The sequence below is a fragment of the Streptococcus mitis genome (genome assembly GCF_002005545.1).
Lineage (GTDB): Bacteria > Bacillota > Bacilli > Lactobacillales > Streptococcaceae > Streptococcus > Streptococcus mitis_I.
Genome location: NZ_LBMT01000001.1, coordinates 1,049,716 through 1,069,562 on the forward strand (window position 1 = coordinate 1,049,716; position 19,847 = coordinate 1,069,562).

Below are 19,847 nucleotides of genomic sequence, written 5' to 3' on the forward strand. Positions count from 1 at the left end.
GGATGAGATTAGAATTCTTTTAGAAAAAATGATATGATAGAACTTATGGATAAAAATAAGATTATGGGATTAACCCAAAGAGAAGTCAAGGAAAGACAGGCTAAGGGCTTGGTAAATGATTTTACCGCATCAGCCAGTACCAGTACTTGGCAAATCATCAAACGAAATATCTTTACCCTTTTTAACGCTTTGAACTTTGCCATTGCTTTGGCCCTTGCCTTTGTGCAGGCTTGGAGCAATCTGGTCTTCTTTGCTGTTATCTGCTTTAACGCTTTTTCTGGGATTGTGACCGAGCTGCGGGCTAAACACATGGTGGACAAGCTCAATCTCATGACCAAGGAAAAGGTCAAAACCATTCGTGATGGTCAAGAAGTGGCTCTGAATCCTGAAGAATTGGTGTTAGGAGATGTCATTCGTCTGTCTGCAGGAGAGCAGATTCCTAGTGATGCCTTGGTTTTGGAAGGCTTTGCGGAAGTCAATGAAGCCATGTTGACGGGGGAAAGTGATTTGGTGCAAAAGGAAGTGGATACCTTGCTTTTGTCAGGAAGTTTCCTAGCTAGTGGGTCAGTTTTAGCTCAAGTTCACCATGTCGGTGCAGACAACTATGCTGCCAAACTCATGCTGGAAGCCAAAACCGTTAAACCAATCAACTCTCGTATCATGAAATCGCTGGACAAGTTAGCAGGTTTTACTGGAAAGATTATCATTCCTTTTGGTCTGGCTCTCTTGCTGGAAGCCTTGATTTTAAAAGGTCTTCCTCTCAAGTCATCCGTTGTAAATTCATCGACAGCTCTTTTGGGGATGTTGCCCAAGGGAATCGCCCTTTTGACCATTACGTCGCTCTTGACTGCGGTGATTAAGCTGGGCTTGAAAAAGGTCTTGGTGCAGGAGATGTATTCTGTTGAGACCTTGGCACGCGTGGATATGCTCTGTCTGGACAAGACGGGCACCATCACCCAAGGAAAGATGCAGGTGGAGGCTGTCCTTCCGCTGACGGCAACTTATGGTGAAGAGACTATTGCCAGCATTTTGGCCAGCTACATTGCTCACAGTGAGGATAAAAATCCAACAGCTCAAGCCATTCGCCAGCGTTTCCAGGGTCAGGTAGCCTATCCTATGATTTTGAATCTTCCCTTCTCAAGCGACCGCAAGTGGGGAGCCATGGAGTTAGAAGGTTTGGGAACAGTTTTCTTAGGGGCGCCTGAGATGTTGCTGGATTCTGAGGTCCCAGAAGCCAGAGAGGCGTTGGAGAGAGGTTCACGTGTCTTGGTCTTAGCTCTCAGTCAGGAGAAATTAGACCATCACAAACCACAGAAACCATCTGATATTCAGGCTCTAGCCTTGCTGGAAATCTTGGACCCTATTCGAGAGGGAGCGGCAGAGACGCTGGACTATCTCCGTTCTCAGGAAGTGGGCCTCAAGATTATCTCTGGTGACAATCCAGTTACGGTATCCAGCATTGCCCAGAAGGCTGGTTTTGCGGACTACCACAGCTATGTAGATTGCTCGAAAATCGAGGATGAGGAATTGATTGCTATGGCTGAAGAGACAGCTATTTTCGGACGTGTTTCCCCTCATCAAAAGAAACTCATCATTCAAACGCTGAAAAAAGCGGGTCATACAACAGCTATGACGGGAGACGGAGTCAATGATATTCTGGCCCTTCGTGAGGCGGATTGTTCTATTGTGATGGCTGAGGGAGATCCTGCGACTCGTCAGATTGCTAATCTGGTTCTCTTGAACTCTGACTTTAATGATGTTCCTGAGATTCTCTTTGAAGGTCGTCGTGTGGTCAATAACATTGCCCACATTGCACCGATTTTCTTGATAAAGACCATCTATTCATTCTTGCTCGCAATCATCTGTATTGCCAGTGCTTTACTAGGTCGGTCTGAGTGGATCTTGATTTTCCCCTTCATTCCAATCCAGATTACCATGATTGACCAGTTCGTGGAAGGTTTCCCACCATTCGTTCTGACTTTTGAGCGAAATATCAAACCTGTCGAGCCAAACTTCCTCAGAAGATCCATGCTTCGTGCTCTACCAAGCGCTCTCATGGTCGTCTTCAGCGTCCTGTTTGTGAAAATATTTGGAAGTAGTCAAGGTTGGTCTGAGTTAGAAATCTCAACTCTACTCTATTATCTATTGGGGTCAATTGGTTTCTTATCCGTATTTAGAGCCTGCATGCCATTTACCCTATGGCGTGTCCTCTTGATTGTTTGGTCAGTAGGAGGCTTCCTAGCCACAGCTCTCTTCCCAAGAATTCAAAAACTGCTTGAAATTTCAACCTTAACAGGACAAACATTACCTGTTTATGGTGTCATGATGTTGGTTTTTACCGTGATTTTCATCCTGACTAGTCGCTATCAAGCTAGAAAATAAAGAAAGACTGCAATCTGTGGATTGCGGTTTTTTTAGGTGCAAGATTGGTAGCTGAAATGTGGTATAATAAGAGGTAATAGAGTTTTGGAAAGAGAGAGAAGATGATTTCAAAGAGATTAGAATTGGTGGCTTCCTTTGTGCCACAGGGAGCCATTTTGCTAGATGTGGGAAGTGACCATGCTTATCTGCCTATCGAGTTGGTCGAAAGAGGCCAAATCAAAAGTGCCATTGCAGGTGAGGTGGTGGAAGGCCCCTACCAGTCCGCGGTTAAAAATGTTGAGGCTCACGGCCTAAAGGAGAAAATCCAGGTTCGTTTAGCCAATGGCTTGGCAGCCTTTGAGGAGGCAGACCAAGTGTCGGTCATTACCATTGCTGGTATGGGTGGTCGTTTGATTGCTAGAATTTTAGAAGAAGGCTTAGACAAGTTAGCTCATGTAGAACGATTGATCCTCCAGCCCAATAATCGTGAAGACGACTTGCGCATTTGGTTGCAAGACAATGGTTTTCAGATTGTGGCAGAAAGCATTCTAGAAGAAGCTGGCAAGTTTTATGAGATTTTGGTAGTGGAAGCAGGACAAATGAAGCTATCTGCCAGTGATGTTCGTTTTGGACCTTTCTTGTCCAAAGAGGTTAGTCCAGTATTTGTCCAAAAATGGCAAAAAGAAGCTGTTAAGCTAGAGTTCGCCCTCGGACAAATCCCAGAAAAAAATCTGGAGGAACGTCAAGTTCTAGTAGATAAAATTCAAGCCATCAAGGAGGTGCTCCATGTTAGCAAGTGAAGTAATTAACGCATATGAAGCCTTTTGCCCTCAGGAGTTTTCCATGGAAGGTGATAGTCGTGGCCTCCAAATCGGTACTCTAGACAAGGAGATCCAAAGGGTTATGGTTGCCCTTGATATACGTGAAGAGACGGTAGCTGAGGCTATTGAAAAGGGTGTGGATTTGATCATTGTCAAGCACGCGCCGATTTTCCGTCCCATCAAGGATTTGGTAGCTAGCCGTCCACAAAATCAGATTTACATTGATCTGATAAAGCATGATATCGCAGTTTATGTCAGCCATACCAATATTGACATCGTTGAAAATGGCCTCAATGACTGGTTCTGTCAGATGCTAGGCATCGAGGAGACGACTTATCTACAGGAGACAGGTCCTGAACGTGGAATTGGACGTATTGGAAATGTTCAGCCTCAGACATTTGGAGAATTGGCCCAGAATGTCAAGCAAGTATTCGGCCTAGATAGTCTTCGATTGGTGCATTATCAAGAGAATGACTTGCAGAAGCCTATTTCAAGAGTGGCCATCTGTGGTGGTAGCGGGCAGTCTTTCTATAAGGATGCTTTAGCTAAAGGAGCGGATGTCTATATCACTGGTGACATCTACTACCACACTGCCCAGGATATGTTGTCTGATGGCTTGCTAGCATTGGACCCAGGTCACTATATTGAAGTGCTTTTTGTGGAAAAAATTGCAGAGCTTCTTAATCAATGGAAAGAGGAAAAAGGCTGGACAATTGATATTGTACCTAGTCAAGCATCGACCAATCCTTTCCACCATATCTAGTTAGAAAGTGAAAACAATGAAAAAAGTTGCCATTATCGGAGCAGGGATTGTAGGAGCAACAGCTGCCTACTACCTCTCGAAAGAAAGTGACCTAGAAGTAACCGTCTTTGACCATGGACAAGGTCAGGCTACCAAGGCCGCAGCAGGAATTATCAGCCCTTGGTTTTCCAAACGCCGCAATAAGGCCTGGTACAAAATGGCGCGCTTGGGGGCTGACTTTTATGTGGATTTATTAGCTGATTTAGAGAAGTCAGGACAAGAAATCGACTTTTACCAGCGTTCGGGAGTCTTTCTCCTGAAAAAGGATGAAACTAAGTTGGAAGAACTCTATCAACTAGCCCTCCAGCGTAGAGAAGAATCTCCCTTGATAGGGAAATTAGCCATTCTAGACCCAGCATCAGCTAATGAATTATTCTCTGGCTTGCAGGGATTTGATCGCTTGCTCTATGCTTCTGGTGGAGCGAGAGTAGATGGTCAACTATTAGTGACTCGTTTGCTAGAAGCCAGTCAGGTCAAGCTGGTCAAAGAAAAAGTGACTCTGACACCGTTAGCATCAGGCTACCAGATTGGCGAAGAGGTGTTTGATCAGGTTATTTTGGCGACGGGAGCTTGGTTGGGGGACTTGTTAGAACCCTTGGGTTATGCTGTGGATGTCCGTCCTCAAAAAGGACAACTCCGAGATTATCAGCTGGCCCAAGACATGGAAGATTACCCTGTGGTTATGCCCGAAGGGGAGTGGGATTTGATTCCTTTTGCAGGTGGGAAATTGTCCTTAGGTGCTACTCATGAAAATGACATGGGATTTGATTTGACGGTAGATGAAAACTTGCTCAAACAAATGGAGGAGGCAGCCTTGCCTCACTATCCAGTTTTAGCTAGAGCGACTTCAAGAGCTGAGCGTGTGGGAATCCGTGCCTATACTAGTGATTTCTCTCCTTTCTTTGGACAAGTGCCAGAATTGGCAGGTGTCTATGCAGCCAGTGGACTAGGTTCATCAGGCCTCACAACTGGTCCTATCATTGGCTACCATCTAGCTCAACTGGTTCAAGGAAAGGAATTGACCTTGGACCCAGCAAACTACCCAATTGAAAACTATGTCAAACGAGTAAAAAGCGAATAAGTATTTTACTGAAATTTTAGCTTCCCCTCTAGGATGGTAAATGACATTCCCTATCAAAAATGGTAAAATAAGAAAAAATCCGAGAATCGAGGAAAGAAGATGCAAGAAAAGATTTTGGTAACGGGTGGGGCAGGTTTTATTGGAACCCACACTGTTATTGAGTTAATCCAAGCAGGTCATCAGGTTGTTGTGGTGGATAACCTTGTTAATAGTAACCGTAAAAGTTTAGAAGTTGTTGAGAGAATTACAGGAGTTGAAATTCCTTTTTATGAGGCTGACATCCGTGATACAGATACCCTCAGAGACATTTTCAAACAAGAAGAACCAACAGGTGTCATTCACTTTGCTGGCTTGAAGGCTGTTGGTGAATCTACCCGTATTCCTCTTGCCTACTATGACAATAATATCGCTGGAACTGTTAGTCTTTTGAAGGTCATGGAAGAAAACAACTGTAAAAACATCATTTTCAGTTCTTCTGCGACAGTTTACGGAGATCCGCATACAGTGCCCATCTTGGAAGATTTCCCACTTTCAGTGACTAATCCATATGGCCGCACTAAGCTCATGTTAGAGGAAATTTTGACCGATATCTATAAGGCAGACTCAGAATGGAATGTGGTCTTGCTTCGTTACTTTAACCCAATCGGAGCCCATGAGAGTGGTGATTTGGGAGAAAATCCAAACGGTATTCCAAACAATCTCTTGCCATATGTGACTCAAGTAGCCGTTGGGAAATTAGAGCAAGTGCAAGTATTTGGAGACGATTACGATACGGAAGACGGAACTGGTGTTCGTGACTATATCCACGTTGTCGACTTGGCTAAAGGTCACGTTGCAGCTCTGAAAAAAATCCAAAAAGGTTCAGGTCTAAACGTTTATAATCTTGGAACAGGTAAAGGCTACTCAGTTCTTGAAATTATCCAAAATATGGAAAAAGCAGTGGGACGTCCAATTCCTTACCGCATCGTAGACCGTCGCCCAGGGGATATTGCAGCCTGCTATTCAGATCCTGCAAAAGCCAAAGCAGAACTCGGCTGGAAAGCAGAACTTGGCATCACCCAAATGTGTGAAGACGCATGGCGTTGGCAAAGCAAGCATCCAAATGGATTTGAAGACTAAGATGGTGATGTCAATCATTGTCCCCTGTTTAAACGAAGAGGAAGTACTTCCTCTTTTTTATCAGGCTCTGGAAGCTTTACTTCCAGATTTGGAAACAGAAATCGAGTATGTCTTTGTCGATGATGGATCGAGCGATGGGACCTTGGAACTCTTAAAGGCCTATCGGAAGCAAAATCCGTCAGTGCATTATATTTCTTTCTCACGAAATTTTGGCAAAGAAGCTGCTCTATATGCAGGCTTGCAGCATGCGACTGGAGACCTAGTGGTGGTGATGGATGCAGACCTCCAAGATCCTCCTAGTATGTTGCTTGAGATGAAAAACTTACTAGACCAGAATGCAGATTTAGACTGTGTAGGAACACGGAGAACCAGTCGGGAGGGAGAACCCTTCTTTCGTAGTTTCTGTGCTAATCTCTTTTACCGCCTTATGCAAAAAATCAGTCCAGTAGCCCTGCCCTCAGGTGTTCGTGATTTTCGTATGATGAGAAGGTCTGTAGTCGATGCTATTTTAAGCTTGACCGAGTCCAATCGTTTTTCAAAGGGGCTCTTTGCCTGGGTCGGCTTTAAAACCCACTATCTGGACTATCCAAATGTCGAAAGGCAGGCTGGTAAGACCAGTTGGAGTTTTAGGCAACTCTTTTTCTACTCCATTGAAGGGATTGTTAATTTTTCAGATTTTCCCTTGATTATCGCCTTTGCGGCTGGTCTCCTATCTTGTTTCATTTCTCTGATAATGACATTTTTTGTTGTGGTTCGGACTCTCATTTTGGGCAATCCGACATCAGGTTGGACCTCTCTGATGGCTGTCATTCTCTTTCTTGGAGGAATCCAACTCTTGACCATTGGGATTCTTGGCAAGTACATCAGTAAGATTTATCTAGAGACTAAAAAAAGACCACTTTATCTTATCAAAGAAAAAAGCGACCTTCCTGATTTTACAGAAAAAAATAAAGTGAAAAGACTATAATTTTACGTGGAAATGTGCTAAACTAGAGGGAGTGGATTATCGCCATTGATTTAGGCTTCCTGGTTTCCAATAAGGGCGCGAGTTGGGCAATTTTTAACAGCCTCTAAGACGTCCTGACTAGGAGAAATTTCTTTTTCCAGTTGATCAGGATCATCGTAAAAACGCACGATTCCATTATCGTGGTAATCAAATAATTCAGAATAGGTTTGGCAAAGCCCACAGGCAATGCAACGTTCAGGTATAAGTGTGATTTTCATATTTATATTGTAATAAGAAAAGTAAAAAAAAACAAGGAGTAAGGTATGGCAAAAGAACCGTGGCAAGAAGATATTTATGAAAATCAAGAAGAAACAAGATCAGGCCGTCGTTCGCGATCACAGGGTGGTGGAGTTATAGCGAATCGTATCTTGACTATTTTAGCTAGTATTTTCTTTGTGATTGTAGTCGTAATGATTATTGTTCTGATCTATCTTTCATCAGGTGGGAGTAATCGCACGGCAGCCTTGAAAGATTTTCACGATTCAGACGCAAATGTAGTACAGATTTCATCTTCTAGTAGTTCCCAGCCTGAACAGAGTTCAGAATCTTCTTCGGAACACTCGGAGGAAGCTACTGATCCAGAAGGGACGACAAAAGTCTTAGCTGGAGAAGGAGAAGCAGCTATTGCAGCTCGTGCTGGAATCTCCATTGCACAGTTAGAAGCCTTAAATCCTGGGCACATGGCTACAGGGTCTTGGTTTGCTAATCCAGGTGATGTTGTTAAAATCAAATAGGAGTTGATATGAAAACCATTCAAATTGCTATTGACGGTCCTGCTTCAAGTGGTAAGAGTACGGTCGCAAAAATTATTGCCAAGGATTTTGGATACACCTACCTAGATACAGGTGCTATGTATCGTGCAGCGACTTATATGGCTCTTAAGAACCAATTAGGAGTGGAAGAGATTGAGGAGCTTTTAGCCTTGTTGGACCAGCATCCAATCAGTTTTGGACGCTCAGAAATTGGAGAGCAGCTTGTCTTTGTAGGAGATGTGGATATTACCCATCCTATTCGTGAAAATGAAGTGACCAATCATGTTTCTGCTGTTGCGGCAATTCCTCAAGTGCGTGAGAAACTAGTTTCCCTCCAACAAGAAATTGCCCAACAAGGCGGTATTGTCATGGACGGTCGCGATATTGGGACTGTTGTATTGCCCCAAGCAGAATTGAAAATTTTCCTAGTAGCTTCTGTTGATGAGAGAGCAGAGCGCCGTTACAAGGAAAATATTTCCAAGGGAATTGAAACAGACCTTGAAACTCTAAAAGAGGAAATTGCTGCGCGTGATTACAAGGATAGTCATCGTGAGACTTCGCCTCTCAAACAAGCAGAGGATGCTGTCTACCTTGATACAACTGGTTTGAACATTCAAGAAGTAGTTGAAAAAATCAAAGCAGAAGCTGAAAAAAGAATGTAAATGTAGAGAAGCCGATAGATTGATATCGGTTTTTTCTAAATTTGTCAAAATGCTGATTTTAAGGTATAATAGTTGCTGTTCGAGAAATTTTGATTTTCAAAGAATAGTGAATGATGATAAGGAGAAACCATGAACAACCTACCAAATTGCCCAAAATGTAACTCAGAGTATGTCTACGAAGACGGTACCCTACTGGTTTGCCCAGAGTGTGCTTATGAGTGGAATCCTGCTGAAGTTGCAGATGTAGAAGAGGGCCTTGTTGCTATCGATGCCAACGGAAATAAATTGGCTGACGGTGATACTGTAACCCTCATCAAGGACTTGAAAGTAAAAGGTGCGCCAAAAGATTTGAAACAAGGGACGCGCGTGAAAAATATCCGCATCGTAGAAGGCGACCACAATATCGACTGTAAGATTGATGGCTTTGGTGCCATGAAACTCAAATCAGAGTTTGTGAAGAAGATTTAAGTATGTCAAAGCACTATAAACTTGTATTTTATAGCCGTATCTTCTTGTTTCTAGCGGCTTTTACGGGAGTTTATCTTGAAATCGCCAAGCATGGTGGATTTGGAATGCTGCTCTATTATACGGTTCTGTCCAACCTCTTAGTCGCGATTTTTACGCTCTATCTTCTAAAGATTATGAGCCGTTTAGGTGAAAACTGGCAAAGGCCCAGCCTCTTGCGTCTAAAAGGTGGGGTCACCATGAGTATCATGATTACCTGTGTGATTTACCATTTCCTCTTAGCGCCCATTGCGACTAATTTCTATACACTAGAAAATTTCCTTTGCCACTATATCGTTCCCCTCTGGTTTTTAGCGGATACCCTCTTTTTTGACAAACAGGGTCAATACAAGATTTGGGATCCAGTTGTGTGGACGATTTTGCCCTTGCTGTATATGATTTTTGCTCTTTTCAATGGCTTGGTACTGAAACTTGATGTTCCTAATTCTAAGGTCAGTCCCTTCCCTTACTTCTTTTTGAATGTGAACAAGGGTTGGGATGTCGTGTTCAAGTGGTGTCTGATTATCTTTGTTGCCTATATGGTGGCAGGATTTATCTTCTACTTTATTAAGCAAATCAAGAGAAAATCATCCTAAGACACAAGGGATTCATTTTCGAGTTTAAGAAGGAGTCTATACACTAAAGAGGCTTCTTCTTTTCTTGCTTGTTTGATAACTATCAAAAGAGACAGAAGATTAAGAGAAAATATAGAAAGAGATTTCATGAAACAATTTTTAGAACGGGCCAGTATTTTGGCTCTCTCCCTCGTTTTGATTACATCCTTTTCCATCTCGAGTGCCCTGCCAGCTATGTTTGACTATTATCAAGGCTATCCTAAGGAACAAATTGAGCTCTTGGCGAGCTTACCTTCCTTTGGAATCATGATTATGTTATTACTAAATGGTTTCTTAGAAAAAATATTTCCTGAGCGCTTACAGATCAGTTTGGGATTGCTGATTTTATCACTGAGCGGGACGGCTCCCTTCTGGTATCAAGCCTATCCTTTTATCTTTGGAACACGGATTCTTTTTGGTTTGGGTGTTGGGATGATTAATGCCAAGGCCATTTCCATTATCAGTGAACGTTATCAAGGAAAAACACGAATTCAGATGCTAGGGCTACGCGGTTCTGCAGAGGTTGTTGGGGCTTCTCTCATTACCTTGGCAGTCGGCCAGTTGTTGGCCTTTGGTTGGACAGCTACTTTCCTAGCCTATAGTGCTGGATTTTTGGTGCTGATCCTTTATTTGCTCTTTGTTCCTTATGGAAAGGAAAAGAAAGAAGTCAAGAAAAAAGAGAAGGAAGCAAGTCGCTTAACTCGGGAAATGAAAGGCTTAATTTTTATCCTAGCTATTGAAGCGGCGGTTGTAGTTTGTACCAATACGGCTATTACTATTCGTATTCCAAGTTTGATGGTGGAAAGAGGACTTGGAGATGCCCAGTTATCTAGTTTTGTCCTTAGTGTCATGCAGTTGATTGGGATTGTGGCTGGTGTGAGTTTTTCTTTCTTGATTTCTATCTTTAAAGAGAAACTGCTCCTCTGGTCTGGTATTACCTTCGGCTTAGGGCAAATCGTGATTGCCCTGTCTCCATCCTTGTGGGTGGTAGTGGCAGGGAGTATTCTGGCTGGTTTTGCCTACAGTGTAGCCTTGACGACGGTCTTTCAACTGGTCTCTGAACGAATTCCAGCTAAACTTCTCAATCAAGCAACTTCATTTGCTGTATTAGGCTGTAGTTTCGGAGCCTTTACGACCCCATTTGTTCTAGGTGCAATTGGGTTACTAACTCACAATGGCATGTTGGTCTTTGCCATTTTAGGCTCATGGTTGATTGTAACCTCTATCTTTGTCATGTACCTACTTCAAAAGAGAGCTTAGGATTGATTCCTAAGTTTTTCTTTCGGTATTTTTGTACCCAGACAATATTTATTTTAGACCCTTGTTTACAGATTGTTTTCTTGATAAAATAGAAGTTATGACAAGATATAAAGCAACTATTTCCTATGATGGTTACGCCTTTGCTGGTTTTCAGCGCCAGCCTCATGCTCGTAGTGTTCAGGAGGAAATTGAAAAAACCTTGACCAGGTTAAATAAAGGGGGAGCCATTACTGTTCACGGTGCTGGTAGGACAGATAGTGGGGTTCATGCCCTGGGACAGGTGCTTCATTTTGATCTACCTTATCAGATGGATGAGGAGAAGCTTCGTTTTGCTTTGGACACCCAGTCTCCTGAAGATATTGATGTGATTTCAATTGAGCTTGTGGCAGATGATTTTCATTGCCGTTATGCCAAGCATAGCAAGACCTATGAGTTTATTGTGGATAGGGGCCGTCCTAAAAATCCGATGCGCCGTCACTATGCTACTCACTTTCCCTATCCGCTTGATGTGGATCGGATGCAGGAGGCTGTTAAGAAATTAGAAGGAACCCATGATTTTACCGGTTTTACAGCCTCTGGGACTAGTGTAGAGGATAAGGTTCGCACCATCACAGAAGCTAGTCTTAGGGTTGATGAGACAGGCCAGTTTTTGATCTTTACCTTTTCAGGAAATGGTTTCTTGTATAAGCAGATTCGCAATATGGTGGGGACACTGCTCAAAATCGGCAACAACCGCATGCCAGTAGAGCAGATTGACCTCATCTTGGAGAAAAAGGACAGGCAGCTTGCAGGTCCCACTGCAGCACCAAATGGTTTGTATTTAAAGGAGATTCGTTATGAAGAATAATCGTATTTTAGCACTTTCTGGGAATGATATTTTTAGTGGTGGTGGTTTGTCCGCGGATTTGGCTACCTATACCTTGAACGGCTTGCATGGCTTTGTAGCAGTGACTTGTTTGACAGCCTTGACAGAAAAAGGGTTTGAAGTCTTTCCAACTGACGATACCATTTTTCAACATGAATTAGATAGCTTGTGTGATGTGGAGTTTGGGGGAATCAAGATTGGTCTTCTACCAACTGTCAGTGTAGCTGAGAAAGCATTGGACTTTATCAAACAACGCCCAGGAGTGCCTGTGGTTCTGGATCCTGTCTTGGTCTGCAAGGAAACACACGACGTAGCAGTTAGTGAACTCTGCCAAGAACTGATTCGCTTTTTCCCTCATGTCAGTGTGATTACGCCTAACCTTCCAGAGGCAGAATTACTAGCAGATCAAGAGATTAAAACCCTTGAAGATATGAAAACTGCAGCACAGAAATTGCATGACTTAGGAGCGCCAGCAGTCATTATCAAGGGAGGCAATCGCCTTAGTCAGGACAAGGCTGTGGATGTCTTTTATGATGGACAAAACTTTACATTCTTAGAAAATCCTGTCATTCAAGGGCAAAATGCTGGTGCAGGTTGTACCTTTGCCTCTAGCATTGCCAGTCACCTAGTCAAAGGTGATGAACTTTTACCAGCAGTAGAAAGCTCTAAGGCTTTCGTTTACCGTGCCATTGCACAAGCAGATCAGTATGGAGTAAGACAATATGAAGCAAACCAAAACAACTAAAATCGCCCTTGTATCCCTATTAACCGCCCTTTCTGTGGTTCTAGGCTATTTCTTAAAAATTCCAACACCGACAGGCATTCTAACTCTTTTAGATGCGGGTGTCTTCTTTGCTGCCTTTTACTTTGGTAGTCGCGAAGGGGCTGTAGTCGGAGGATTAGCAGGTTTCTTGATTGACCTCTTATCAGGCTATCCTCAGTGGATGTTCTTTAGCTTGGTCAACCATGGCTTGCAGGGATTTTTCGCAGGATTTAAAGGAAAAGGTCAGTGGCTAGGCCTTATCTTAGCAACGATTGCCATGGTAGGGGGTTACGCCTTGGGTTCTACATTGATGAATGGTTGGGCAGCAGCTCTACCAGAAATCCTACCAAACTTCATGCAAAATATGGTAGGGATGATTGTAGGATTTATCCTTAGTCAAAGTATCAAGAAGATAAAGTAAAAAGTTAGCTGTTCGAGCTAACTTTTTTTGTATAAATTTAATCAAAATAAAGCAAGTCTTTGCTGGTGCTTGTAAAGAGGTCAAAGCCATCTTTGGTAACAACACCACAGTCTTCGATACGGACACCGACTTTACCAGGGATATAGATACCTGGTTCAACAGAGAAGCACATGCCTTCTTCGATAACCATGTCGTTTCCTTCCATGATAGATGGGAACTCGTGGACATCCATACCGATACCGTGACCAAGACGGTGGTTGAAGTACTCACCGTAACCAGCTTTTTCGATGACCTCACGGGCAGCGCGGTCCACTTCATGGGCAGTCACACCTGGCTTGATAAAGTTAAGAGCAGCTTGTTGGGCTTCAAGAGTCAAGTTGTAAATATCTTTCTTGAATTGGTCTGGTTTGCCAACAGCGACTGTACGAGTCATATCTGACGCATAGCCGTTGACTAGAACACCAAGGTCAAAGAGGAGAAGAGCATCATTTTCAACCTTATTAGCTGCTGGAATACCGTGTGGATTTGCAGCATTATCACCAGTCAAGACCATGGTATCAAAACTCATTTCATAGCCTTCACGCTTCATAGCAAAGTCAATTTGGGCGATGATATCTGTCTCAGTCTTATCAAGAGAAATATTGTCAAAACCAACCTTAACAGCCTTGTCCGCATAGAGACCTGCAACCATCATTTTTTGCACTTCATCAGCTGATTTGATGAGGCGCATGCGTTGGATACGAGGAGTGAGGTTTTCAAACTCAGCAGTTTCAAAGACTATTTTCAAGCCATGATATTTGGTCAAGATGAGATTGTCAAACTCAACAGCGACACGTTTGAAATCAAGCTGTGGAAGAGCATGTTTCATTTTTTGCCATGGATTTTCAGAATCCACATAGCCCACAACTGGGAAGGAAACAGTGCTAGTAGCACGTTCAACTTCAAGGGCTGGGACAAAGAGGAGGGGTTCTTGATCTGCTAGGACAAAAAGGAACATTTGGCGTTCATGGGGATCACTGTAAAAGCCAGTGAGGTAATTGATTGTGACGGGGTCAGATACGACAGCGACGTCTAGTTTTTCTGATTCAAGATATGTTACGATTTGTTGTAATTTAGACATATGCTACCTTCTTTCTACTCCTCTATTTTGGCAAAAAATGAGAGAAAATGCAAGGGAGAAGGGTAAAAGAAAAGACAAAAAGAACTCCGACAAGATAACGGAGTTCTTTGATATCATTTTCCTTTGTTTAAGAAAAGTTAGCCTTGCTTTTGACGTCGCTATATTCTTCAGCGATTTCTTGGCTGAGAATGTCCTCATAGGCAGGGAGTTGGATGTCCTGACCGTATTTCTTCTTGAGGGCAGTAGTGACCAGGCGATAAGCTAGATTGGCATTACGAGAGAGGATAGGCCCGTGGAAGTAGGAACCAAAGACATTCTTATAATGAACCCCTTCGCCGACTTTTTCTTCGTTATTTCCATTTCCATAGACAACCTGTCCCAGTGGTTTTTGGTCATCAGAGAGGAAGGTACGGCCCTGGTGATTTTCAAATCCATAATAGGTTTCATTGAAATCTTCATTGTGAATCTTGATGTCCCCGATAAAACGGTTATTGGTCTGGTTGAGCGTGTAGTGGCCCATGACACCTAGACCTTCGATACGTCTCCCTGAAGCTTCAACATAATATTGACCCAATAGTTGGAAACCACCACAGATAGCGAGAACCACACCGTCGTTTTGGATGTAGTTGTCAATGCTCTCTTTTTTAGAAGGTAGGTCGTCTGCAATAATACTTTGTTCAAAGTCTTGACCGCCACCGAAAAAGGCAATGTCGTAGTGATTTTCATCAAAGTTATCATGGAGAGAAACGATATCAACCGTCACATGGGCTCCCAGTTTTTCAGCCACATACTTGAGCATGAGGATGTTTCCATTGTCCCCGTAGGTATTCATGAGGTTACCGTAGAGGTGGGCAATGTTGAGCTGATAGGGGTAATTGCCAGCTTTTGAGGAAAGTGAAGTATAAACCATTAGTTCATCTCCTTTCTAACAATCTGACGACTAGCCAGCAGTTCGCGGAATTCAAGCATAGCAGTATAGGTAGCCAGAATATAAGCATGCTTGCAGTCTTGGTTCTCAATGGTCTTAAGAACTTGTTCCAGACTACTTGTTTCAGTGATTTTCTCAGCTGGATAGCCTGTTACTCGTAGACGACGAGCGATTTCAGAATGACGAACACCGCCAGCGTTGATTTCAGGGATGTCCATGTCAGTGATTTGTTCAAAATCAGCATCCCAGATCCAGCTGGTATCAATTCCGTCTGCATAGTTAGCGTTAAGGAGGACAGATAGGCTAAATGGATAAGGTGCTAGTTTAATCATTTCGATAGCTTGGGTCGCACCGACTGGATTTTTAATTAAGACAAGGGTACATTCCTTGTCACCGATATGGAAGGTTTCTTGGCGTCCAAAGACAGCACGGCTCTTGTCAAATCCCTGCTTGATGAGTTGTGAATCTGCACCAAGGAAACGGGCGATGGCAACCGCAGCTAGGGCGTTGTAGATATTGTAGAGACCACCGATTTGAATACCGTATTCTTGTCCGTCAATGACAAAGCGAGAGCGATTGTTGGTCAACTCAACTAGTTCTGTCAAACGATAGTCGAGATCAGGACGTTTACATCCGCAGCCTTCACAGATATAGGCACCCAAGTTTGCATAGGTATTATGCTCATATTTGAGGATGCCTTGGCAGTCAGGACAGAGAATCCCTTCTGTATTATAGTGAGCCAGCTGGGCTGGCCCTTTCTCCAAGTCAAAACCAAAATACTCTACAGGATTTGGAATAGCTGGCTTGTAGAAAAGTGGACTGTCTCCATTAAGGAGAACAGTGGCAGTAGGTACCTTACGAATAGCATCCAAAATCATCTTGTAAGTTGTGTAAATCTCGCCATAGCGGTCCATCTGGTCACGGAAGATATTCGTAATGACAAAAAGGCTTGGCTGGATATAGTCACAGATACGAGATAGACTAGCTTCATCGATTTCTAGAACGGCAATATTTTTCCCAGTTTTAGAAGATTTGGCTGTTAAGAAGGTTGTCGCAATTCCTGTAATCATGTTGGCACCGCTTGGGTTGGTCAGAACTTGACCATAGACCTCTTTTAAAATGCCGACAGTGAGGGCAGTTGTCAAGGTTTTCCCGTTGGTTCCAGTGACCACGACAATCTCGTAGTTCTTAGCTAGGTTTTGTAAAATATCTTTATCAAATTGAAGGGCGACTTTTCCTGGGAGCGTACTTCCTCGGCCAAGACGGCTTAAAACGAAGTGGGAAGAACGCCCAGCTAGGAGGCCCAAAGTAGTTTTTAAGTTCATGTTTCTATTATATCATAAAAGAGGGAAAAGACAGATTTGAGATTTCGCAGAAGTAAAAACAGCCCACAGAGGGCTGTCAGTTAAGATGAGATTTCAACTTAAATCGCAAACAAGTCATTCAAATTCTCAGCCAAGGTTGGGTGAGTGAAGATTTGTTTTGTGAAGTAAGTGTAAGGAATCTTATTGTCCATAGCAACAGTGATGATGTTGATGATTTCTTGAGAACCTTCTGAGAAGATGCTTGCTCCAAGAATTTCTTTTGTTTCAGTATTAACCACAGCTTTGAAGGCTCCACGAAGGTCTCCGTTTACGTGACCACGAGGCATAGCTGCAACAGGGATTTCTTTCACTGCGTATGGAAGTTTCAAATCAGCCGCTTGGCTTTCAGTCAAACCAACTTGTGAAAGTGCAGGTGTGATGAACATAGTATTTGGTACATTGAGACGGTCTTCAAGTGTGTAGCTGCCATCTCCAGCAAGGTAGCTGTAAACAACACGGAAGTCATCAAGTGAAATGTAAGTAAATTGAAGGCCACCGTTAACATCCCCAACTGCAAAGACACCAGGAACGTTTGTTTGACAATGTTTGTCTACTTTAATAGCACCACGTTCAGTTAGTTCAATATCTGTATTTTCAAGTTGAAGTGGTTCTACATTTGGTTTGCGTCCAGTTGCGTAAAGAAGGGCGTCGAAACGGTAAGTTTCATTTTCAGTCACGACGAGCACTTGGTCACCGTCGTTTTTGATTTCAGTAGTACGGATGTTTTGAAGCAATTCAATACCGTCTTCTTCCATGTATTGTTTAGCAAGAGCTGCGATGGAAGGTTCTGCACGAGGAAGGAAAGTATCCAAGGCATCTAGGACTGTAACCTTGCTTCCAAGTTTGTTGTAAAGACCAGCAAATTCAAGACCGATATTTCCACCACCAAGGACTCCAAGTTTTTCAGGCAATTTGTCCAAGTTTTGGATACCTGTTGAGTCAAAGACGTTTTTGCTTGTAGCAAGTCCAGGGATTGGCAAGATGTTTGAAACAGCACCAGTGTTGATGACGATAGTTTCAGCAGTCAGTTCTTTCTTTTCATCACCAGCTTGGATTTCGATGACTTTATTTGAAAGGAAGTGAGCTTCCGCATCAAAGATATCCACGCCTGTACCAGCAACAGTCGCATAGTTTTTACCGTTAAGGCGACCAGTGATCGTGTTTTTGGTAGCAATGACTTCTTCAAAAGGCAAGTCTTTCTCAGCAGCAACTAGCAAAGTTTTAGTTGGGATACAACCGATGTTGATACAAGTTCCACCGTACATAGCTTTGCTACGTTCAACGAGGGCAACTTTTTTGCCAGCTGAAGCCAATTTACCAGCTAGTGTTTTACCAGCTTTACCAAATCCGATAACGATTAAATCATAAGTTAACATTTAGAGTTCCTCCTATTCGAATTTCATTCTAGCACAAGAAAAAAACTTTTGCACAATTCTGCTACGCTTTAAAAAAGTTTATGAAATAGTGGAAATTTCATCCTCATTTTCTCAGAAAAATCGTTTACATGACTTTATCGATGGATTGGGCTATCTTTTGCTTCTCTCTTGTGTTATACTAGATAGGTTGCAAAGAAAACAGTACTTTTCTTTTGTGGAAAAGAAGCAACACGATTTTATATCCAGTATATGAAAATACGTCATAAAAAGAAAAGTATAAACTAAGTCCTATAGGGTGGCTTCGCACCACCTTTAGAAAGAAGAATAACGTGAAATTTAATGAATTAAACTTGTCTGCTGATTTGCTAGCAGAGATTGAAAAAGCTGGTTTTGTAGAAGCCAGTCCTATCCAAGAACAAACCATTCCCTTGGCCCTTGAAGGCAAGGACGTTATCGGTCAAGCTCAGACTGGTACAGGAAAAACTGCAGCCTTTGGCTTGCCAACTCTTGAAAAAATCCGTACAGAAGAAGCGACCATTCAAGCCTTGGTTATCGCTCCAACTCGTGAACTAGCTGTCCAAAGTCAAGAAGAACTCTTCCGCTTTGGCCGTAGCAAGGGAGTCAAAGTCCGCTCAGTATATGGCGGTTCAAGCATTGAAAAACAAATTAAGGCTCTTAAATCTGGTGCCCATATCGTGGTGGGAACTCCAGGTCGCCTCTTGGACTTGATTAAACGTAAGGCCTTGAAATTACAAGATATTGAAACCCTCATCCTTGACGAAGCAGATGAAATGCTCAACATGGGCTTCCTTGAAGACATTGAAGCCATCATTTCTCGTGTCCCTGAAAACCGTCAAACCTTGCTCTTCTCAGCAACTATGCCAGATGCCATCAAACGTATCGGTGTTCAATTTATGAAAGAACCTGAACATGTCAAGATTGCTGCCAAGGAATTGACAACAGAATTGGTTGACCAGTACTATATTCGTGTTAAAGAACAAGAAAAATTTGATACCATGACTCGTCTTATGGATGTGGAACAGCCTGAGCTTGCTATTGTATTTGGTCGTACAAAGCGCCGTGTAGATGAATTGACTCGTGGTCTTAAAATCCGTGGCTTCCGTGCTGAAGGAATTCATGGAGACCTAGACCAAAACAAACGTCTTCGTGTCCTTCGTGACTTTAAAAATGGCAATCTTGATGTTTTGGTTGCGACAGACGTTGCAGCGCGTGGCTTGGATATTTCAGGTGTGACCCATGTCTATAACTACGATATTCCACAAGATCCTGAAAGTTATGTTCACCGTATTGGTCGTACAGGTCGTGCTGGTAAGTCAGGTCAGTCTATTACTTTCGTATCACCAAATGAAATGGGCTACCTCCAAATCATTGAAAACTTGACTAAGAAACGAATGAAAGGTCTCAAACCTGCAAGTGCAGAAGAAGCCTTCCAAGCAAAAAAACACGTAGCTCTCAAGAAAATCGAACGTGATTTTGCAGATGAGACTATCCGTGCCAACTTTGAGAAATTTGGTAAGGATGCTCGTAAGCTAGCTGCCGAATTTACTCCAGAAGAATTGGCAATGTATATCTTGAGTCTGACAGTCCAAGACCCAGATAGCCTTCCAGAAGTGGAGATTGCGCGTGAAAAACCACTGCCATTTAAACCATCAGGTAATGGCTTCGGTGGTAAAGCTAAGGGAGGTCGTCGTGGAGATGACCGTCGTGATAATCGCCGTGGAGACAACCGTCGTGGTCGTCGTGATGATTTCAAAAAAGGAAGTCGTGGCAATGATCGTTTTGATAAAGACAGACGTTACCGTAATAAAGACAATAAAAAACCACGCAATACTTCAAGTGAAAAGCAAACAGGCTTTGTTATTCGTAATAAGGGCGATAAATAAGAAAAAGCGGTTCAAAATGAATCGCTTTTTTATATAAGGAGACCGAATGGAAAAAGAAAGATAAATAAAATAGATATATTATGTTCTTGTAATATTATAATACACAAAAATAGGGAGCTTGTCA

The 19,847-nt window shown here is 42.8% G+C and carries 20 protein-coding genes; 15 read left to right on the forward strand and 5 right to left on the reverse strand.

From position 1 onward, the window contains the following. Nucleotides 1-45: 45 nt before the first annotated feature. The 6 genes from QS39_RS05530 (at nt 46) to QS39_RS05555 (ending at nt 7,151) form a co-directional block, all read left to right on the forward strand. Nucleotides 46-2,382 carry a cation-translocating P-type ATPase gene (locus QS39_RS05530; RefSeq protein ID WP_077805534.1) on the forward strand — a complete coding sequence of 779 codons (2,337 nt, stop codon included), beginning with the start codon at nt 46-48 and terminating at the stop codon, nt 2,380-2,382. Nucleotides 2,383-2,483: 101 nt separating this feature from the next. Next, the gene (locus QS39_RS05535; RefSeq protein ID WP_077804860.1) at nt 2,484-3,161 is read left to right on the forward strand and encodes a tRNA (adenine(22)-N(1))-methyltransferase; all 678 of its coding nucleotides are present in this window, start codon (nt 2,484-2,486) and stop codon (nt 3,159-3,161) included. Next, complete coding sequence (locus QS39_RS05540; RefSeq protein WP_077804861.1) at nt 3,148-3,945, forward strand: Nif3-like dinuclear metal center hexameric protein; 798 nt, start codon at nt 3,148-3,150, stop codon at nt 3,943-3,945. The genes QS39_RS05535 and QS39_RS05540 overlap by 14 nt, the downstream gene beginning before the upstream one ends. Nucleotides 3,946-3,961: 16 nt before the next feature. Next, entirely contained in the window at nt 3,962-5,065 is a 1,104-nt protein-coding gene (locus tag QS39_RS05545; RefSeq protein WP_077804862.1) for an NAD(P)/FAD-dependent oxidoreductase, read from the forward strand. A gap of 99 nt (nt 5,066-5,164) precedes the next feature. Then, entirely contained in the window at nt 5,165-6,184 is a 1,020-nt protein-coding gene (galE, locus tag QS39_RS05550; protein ID WP_077804863.1) for a UDP-glucose 4-epimerase GalE, read from the forward strand. Nucleotide 6,185: 1 nt separating this feature from the next. After that, the gene (locus tag QS39_RS05555; protein ID WP_077805535.1) at nt 6,186-7,151 is read left to right on the forward strand and encodes a glycosyltransferase family 2 protein; all 966 of its coding nucleotides are present in this window, start codon (nt 6,186-6,188) and stop codon (nt 7,149-7,151) included. Between the two features lie 50 nt (nt 7,152-7,201). On the opposite strand, the gene QS39_RS05560 is transcribed toward QS39_RS05555, so the two are convergent. After that, nucleotides 7,202-7,408, reverse strand: coding sequence for a ferredoxin (locus QS39_RS05560; protein ID WP_023945469.1), 207 nt, complete (start codon nt 7,406-7,408; stop codon nt 7,202-7,204). Between the two features lie 45 nt (nt 7,409-7,453). Here QS39_RS05560 and QS39_RS05565 point away from each other — a divergent pair, with 45 nt between their 5' ends. The 8 genes from QS39_RS05565 (at nt 7,454) to QS39_RS05600 (ending at nt 13,031) form a co-directional block, all read left to right on the forward strand. Next, nucleotides 7,454-7,924 carry an SAG1386/EF1546 family surface-associated protein gene (locus QS39_RS05565; protein WP_077804865.1) on the forward strand — a complete coding sequence of 157 codons (471 nt, stop codon included), beginning with the start codon at nt 7,454-7,456 and terminating at the stop codon, nt 7,922-7,924. Between the two features lie 8 nt (nt 7,925-7,932). Then, complete coding sequence (gene cmk / locus QS39_RS05570; protein ID WP_077804866.1) at nt 7,933-8,604, forward strand: (d)CMP kinase; 672 nt, start codon at nt 7,933-7,935, stop codon at nt 8,602-8,604. 129 nt (nt 8,605-8,733) lie between these two features. Next, nucleotides 8,734-9,072 (forward strand): zinc ribbon domain-containing protein YjdM, encoded by a 339-nt coding sequence (locus QS39_RS05575; protein ID WP_077804867.1) that lies wholly within the window; start codon nt 8,734-8,736, stop codon nt 9,070-9,072. Nucleotides 9,073-9,074: 2 nt separating this feature from the next. Further along, nucleotides 9,075-9,704, forward strand: a complete 630-nt coding sequence (locus QS39_RS05580; protein ID WP_077804868.1) for a Pr6Pr family membrane protein — start codon at nt 9,075-9,077, stop codon at nt 9,702-9,704. 126 nt (nt 9,705-9,830) lie between these two features. Beyond that, on the forward strand, nt 9,831-10,982 hold the full coding sequence (locus tag QS39_RS05585) for an MFS transporter (protein WP_077804869.1): 1,152 nt from the start codon (nt 9,831-9,833) through the stop codon (nt 10,980-10,982). Nucleotides 10,983-11,079: 97 nt separating this feature from the next. After that, nucleotides 11,080-11,829, forward strand: coding sequence for a tRNA pseudouridine(38-40) synthase TruA (truA, locus tag QS39_RS05590; protein WP_077804870.1), 750 nt, complete (start codon nt 11,080-11,082; stop codon nt 11,827-11,829). Beyond that, nucleotides 11,819-12,592: a bifunctional hydroxymethylpyrimidine kinase/phosphomethylpyrimidine kinase gene (locus QS39_RS05595; protein ID WP_077804871.1), complete on the forward strand. Its 774-nt coding sequence runs from the start codon at nt 11,819-11,821 to the stop codon at nt 12,590-12,592. Before truA ends, QS39_RS05595 begins: the two co-directional genes overlap by 11 nt. Next, nucleotides 12,570-13,031, forward strand: coding sequence for an ECF transporter S component (locus QS39_RS05600; protein WP_077804872.1), 462 nt, complete (start codon nt 12,570-12,572; stop codon nt 13,029-13,031). The genes QS39_RS05595 and QS39_RS05600 overlap by 23 nt, the downstream gene beginning before the upstream one ends. 37 nt (nt 13,032-13,068) lie before the next feature. On the opposite strand, the gene QS39_RS05605 is transcribed toward QS39_RS05600, so the two are convergent. The 4 genes from QS39_RS05605 to QS39_RS05620 all read right to left on the reverse strand — a co-directional run bounded on the left by QS39_RS05605 (nt 13,069) and on the right by QS39_RS05620 (nt 17,819). Then, nucleotides 13,069-14,151: a M24 family metallopeptidase gene (locus QS39_RS05605; RefSeq protein ID WP_077804873.1), complete on the reverse strand. Its 1,083-nt coding sequence runs from the start codon at nt 14,149-14,151 to the stop codon at nt 13,069-13,071. Between the two features lie 127 nt (nt 14,152-14,278). After that, on the reverse strand, nt 14,279-15,061 hold the full coding sequence (gene gatD / locus QS39_RS05610; RefSeq protein WP_077804874.1) for a lipid II isoglutaminyl synthase subunit GatD: 783 nt from the start codon (nt 15,059-15,061) through the stop codon (nt 14,279-14,281). After that, entirely contained in the window at nt 15,061-16,404 is a 1,344-nt protein-coding gene (gene murT, locus QS39_RS05615; protein WP_077804875.1) for a lipid II isoglutaminyl synthase subunit MurT, read from the reverse strand. The genes gatD and murT overlap by 1 nt, the downstream gene beginning before the upstream one ends. A 98-nt stretch (nt 16,405-16,502) precedes the next feature. Next, on the reverse strand, nt 16,503-17,819 hold the full coding sequence (locus QS39_RS05620) for an FAD-containing oxidoreductase (RefSeq protein ID WP_077804876.1): 1,317 nt from the start codon (nt 17,817-17,819) through the stop codon (nt 16,503-16,505). A gap of 329 nt (nt 17,820-18,148) precedes the next feature. Here QS39_RS05620 and cshA point away from each other — a divergent pair, with 329 nt between their 5' ends. After that, entirely contained in the window at nt 18,149-19,723 is a 1,575-nt protein-coding gene (cshA, locus tag QS39_RS05625) for a degradosome RNA helicase CshA (RefSeq protein ID WP_077804877.1), read from the forward strand. Nucleotides 19,724-19,847: the final 124 nt, after the last annotated feature.

Coding starts and splice junctions, on each gene's coding strand:
- QS39_RS05595 (WP_077804871.1), top strand. CDS start 11,819: ATGAAGAATAATCGTATTTTAGCACTTTCTGGGAATGATATTTTTAGT.
- QS39_RS05530 (WP_077805534.1), top strand. CDS start 46: ATGGATAAAAATAAGATTATGGGATTAACCCAAAGAGAAGTCAAGGAA.
- galE (WP_077804863.1), top strand. CDS start 5,165: ATGCAAGAAAAGATTTTGGTAACGGGTGGGGCAGGTTTTATTGGAACC.
- QS39_RS05620 (WP_077804876.1), bottom strand. CDS start 17,819: ATGTTAACTTATGATTTAATCGTTATCGGATTTGGTAAAGCTGGTAAA.
- QS39_RS05560 (WP_023945469.1), bottom strand. CDS start 7,408: ATGAAAATCACACTTATACCTGAACGTTGCATTGCCTGTGGGCTTTGC.
- QS39_RS05580 (WP_077804868.1), top strand. CDS start 9,075: ATGTCAAAGCACTATAAACTTGTATTTTATAGCCGTATCTTCTTGTTT.
- QS39_RS05535 (WP_077804860.1), top strand. CDS start 2,484: ATGATTTCAAAGAGATTAGAATTGGTGGCTTCCTTTGTGCCACAGGGA.
- QS39_RS05585 (WP_077804869.1), top strand. CDS start 9,831: ATGAAACAATTTTTAGAACGGGCCAGTATTTTGGCTCTCTCCCTCGTT.
- QS39_RS05605 (WP_077804873.1), bottom strand. CDS start 14,151: ATGTCTAAATTACAACAAATCGTAACATATCTTGAATCAGAAAAACTA.
- QS39_RS05540 (WP_077804861.1), top strand. CDS start 3,148: ATGTTAGCAAGTGAAGTAATTAACGCATATGAAGCCTTTTGCCCTCAG.
- QS39_RS05575 (WP_077804867.1), top strand. CDS start 8,734: ATGAACAACCTACCAAATTGCCCAAAATGTAACTCAGAGTATGTCTAC.
- QS39_RS05555 (WP_077805535.1), top strand. CDS start 6,186: ATGGTGATGTCAATCATTGTCCCCTGTTTAAACGAAGAGGAAGTACTT.
- QS39_RS05600 (WP_077804872.1), top strand. CDS start 12,570: ATGAAGCAAACCAAAACAACTAAAATCGCCCTTGTATCCCTATTAACC.
- QS39_RS05565 (WP_077804865.1), top strand. CDS start 7,454: ATGGCAAAAGAACCGTGGCAAGAAGATATTTATGAAAATCAAGAAGAA.
- gatD (WP_077804874.1), bottom strand. CDS start 15,061: ATGGTTTATACTTCACTTTCCTCAAAAGCTGGCAATTACCCCTATCAG.
- QS39_RS05545 (WP_077804862.1), top strand. CDS start 3,962: ATGAAAAAAGTTGCCATTATCGGAGCAGGGATTGTAGGAGCAACAGCT.
- cmk (WP_077804866.1), top strand. CDS start 7,933: ATGAAAACCATTCAAATTGCTATTGACGGTCCTGCTTCAAGTGGTAAG.
- murT (WP_077804875.1), bottom strand. CDS start 16,404: ATGAACTTAAAAACTACTTTGGGCCTCCTAGCTGGGCGTTCTTCCCAC.
- truA (WP_077804870.1), top strand. CDS start 11,080: ATGACAAGATATAAAGCAACTATTTCCTATGATGGTTACGCCTTTGCT.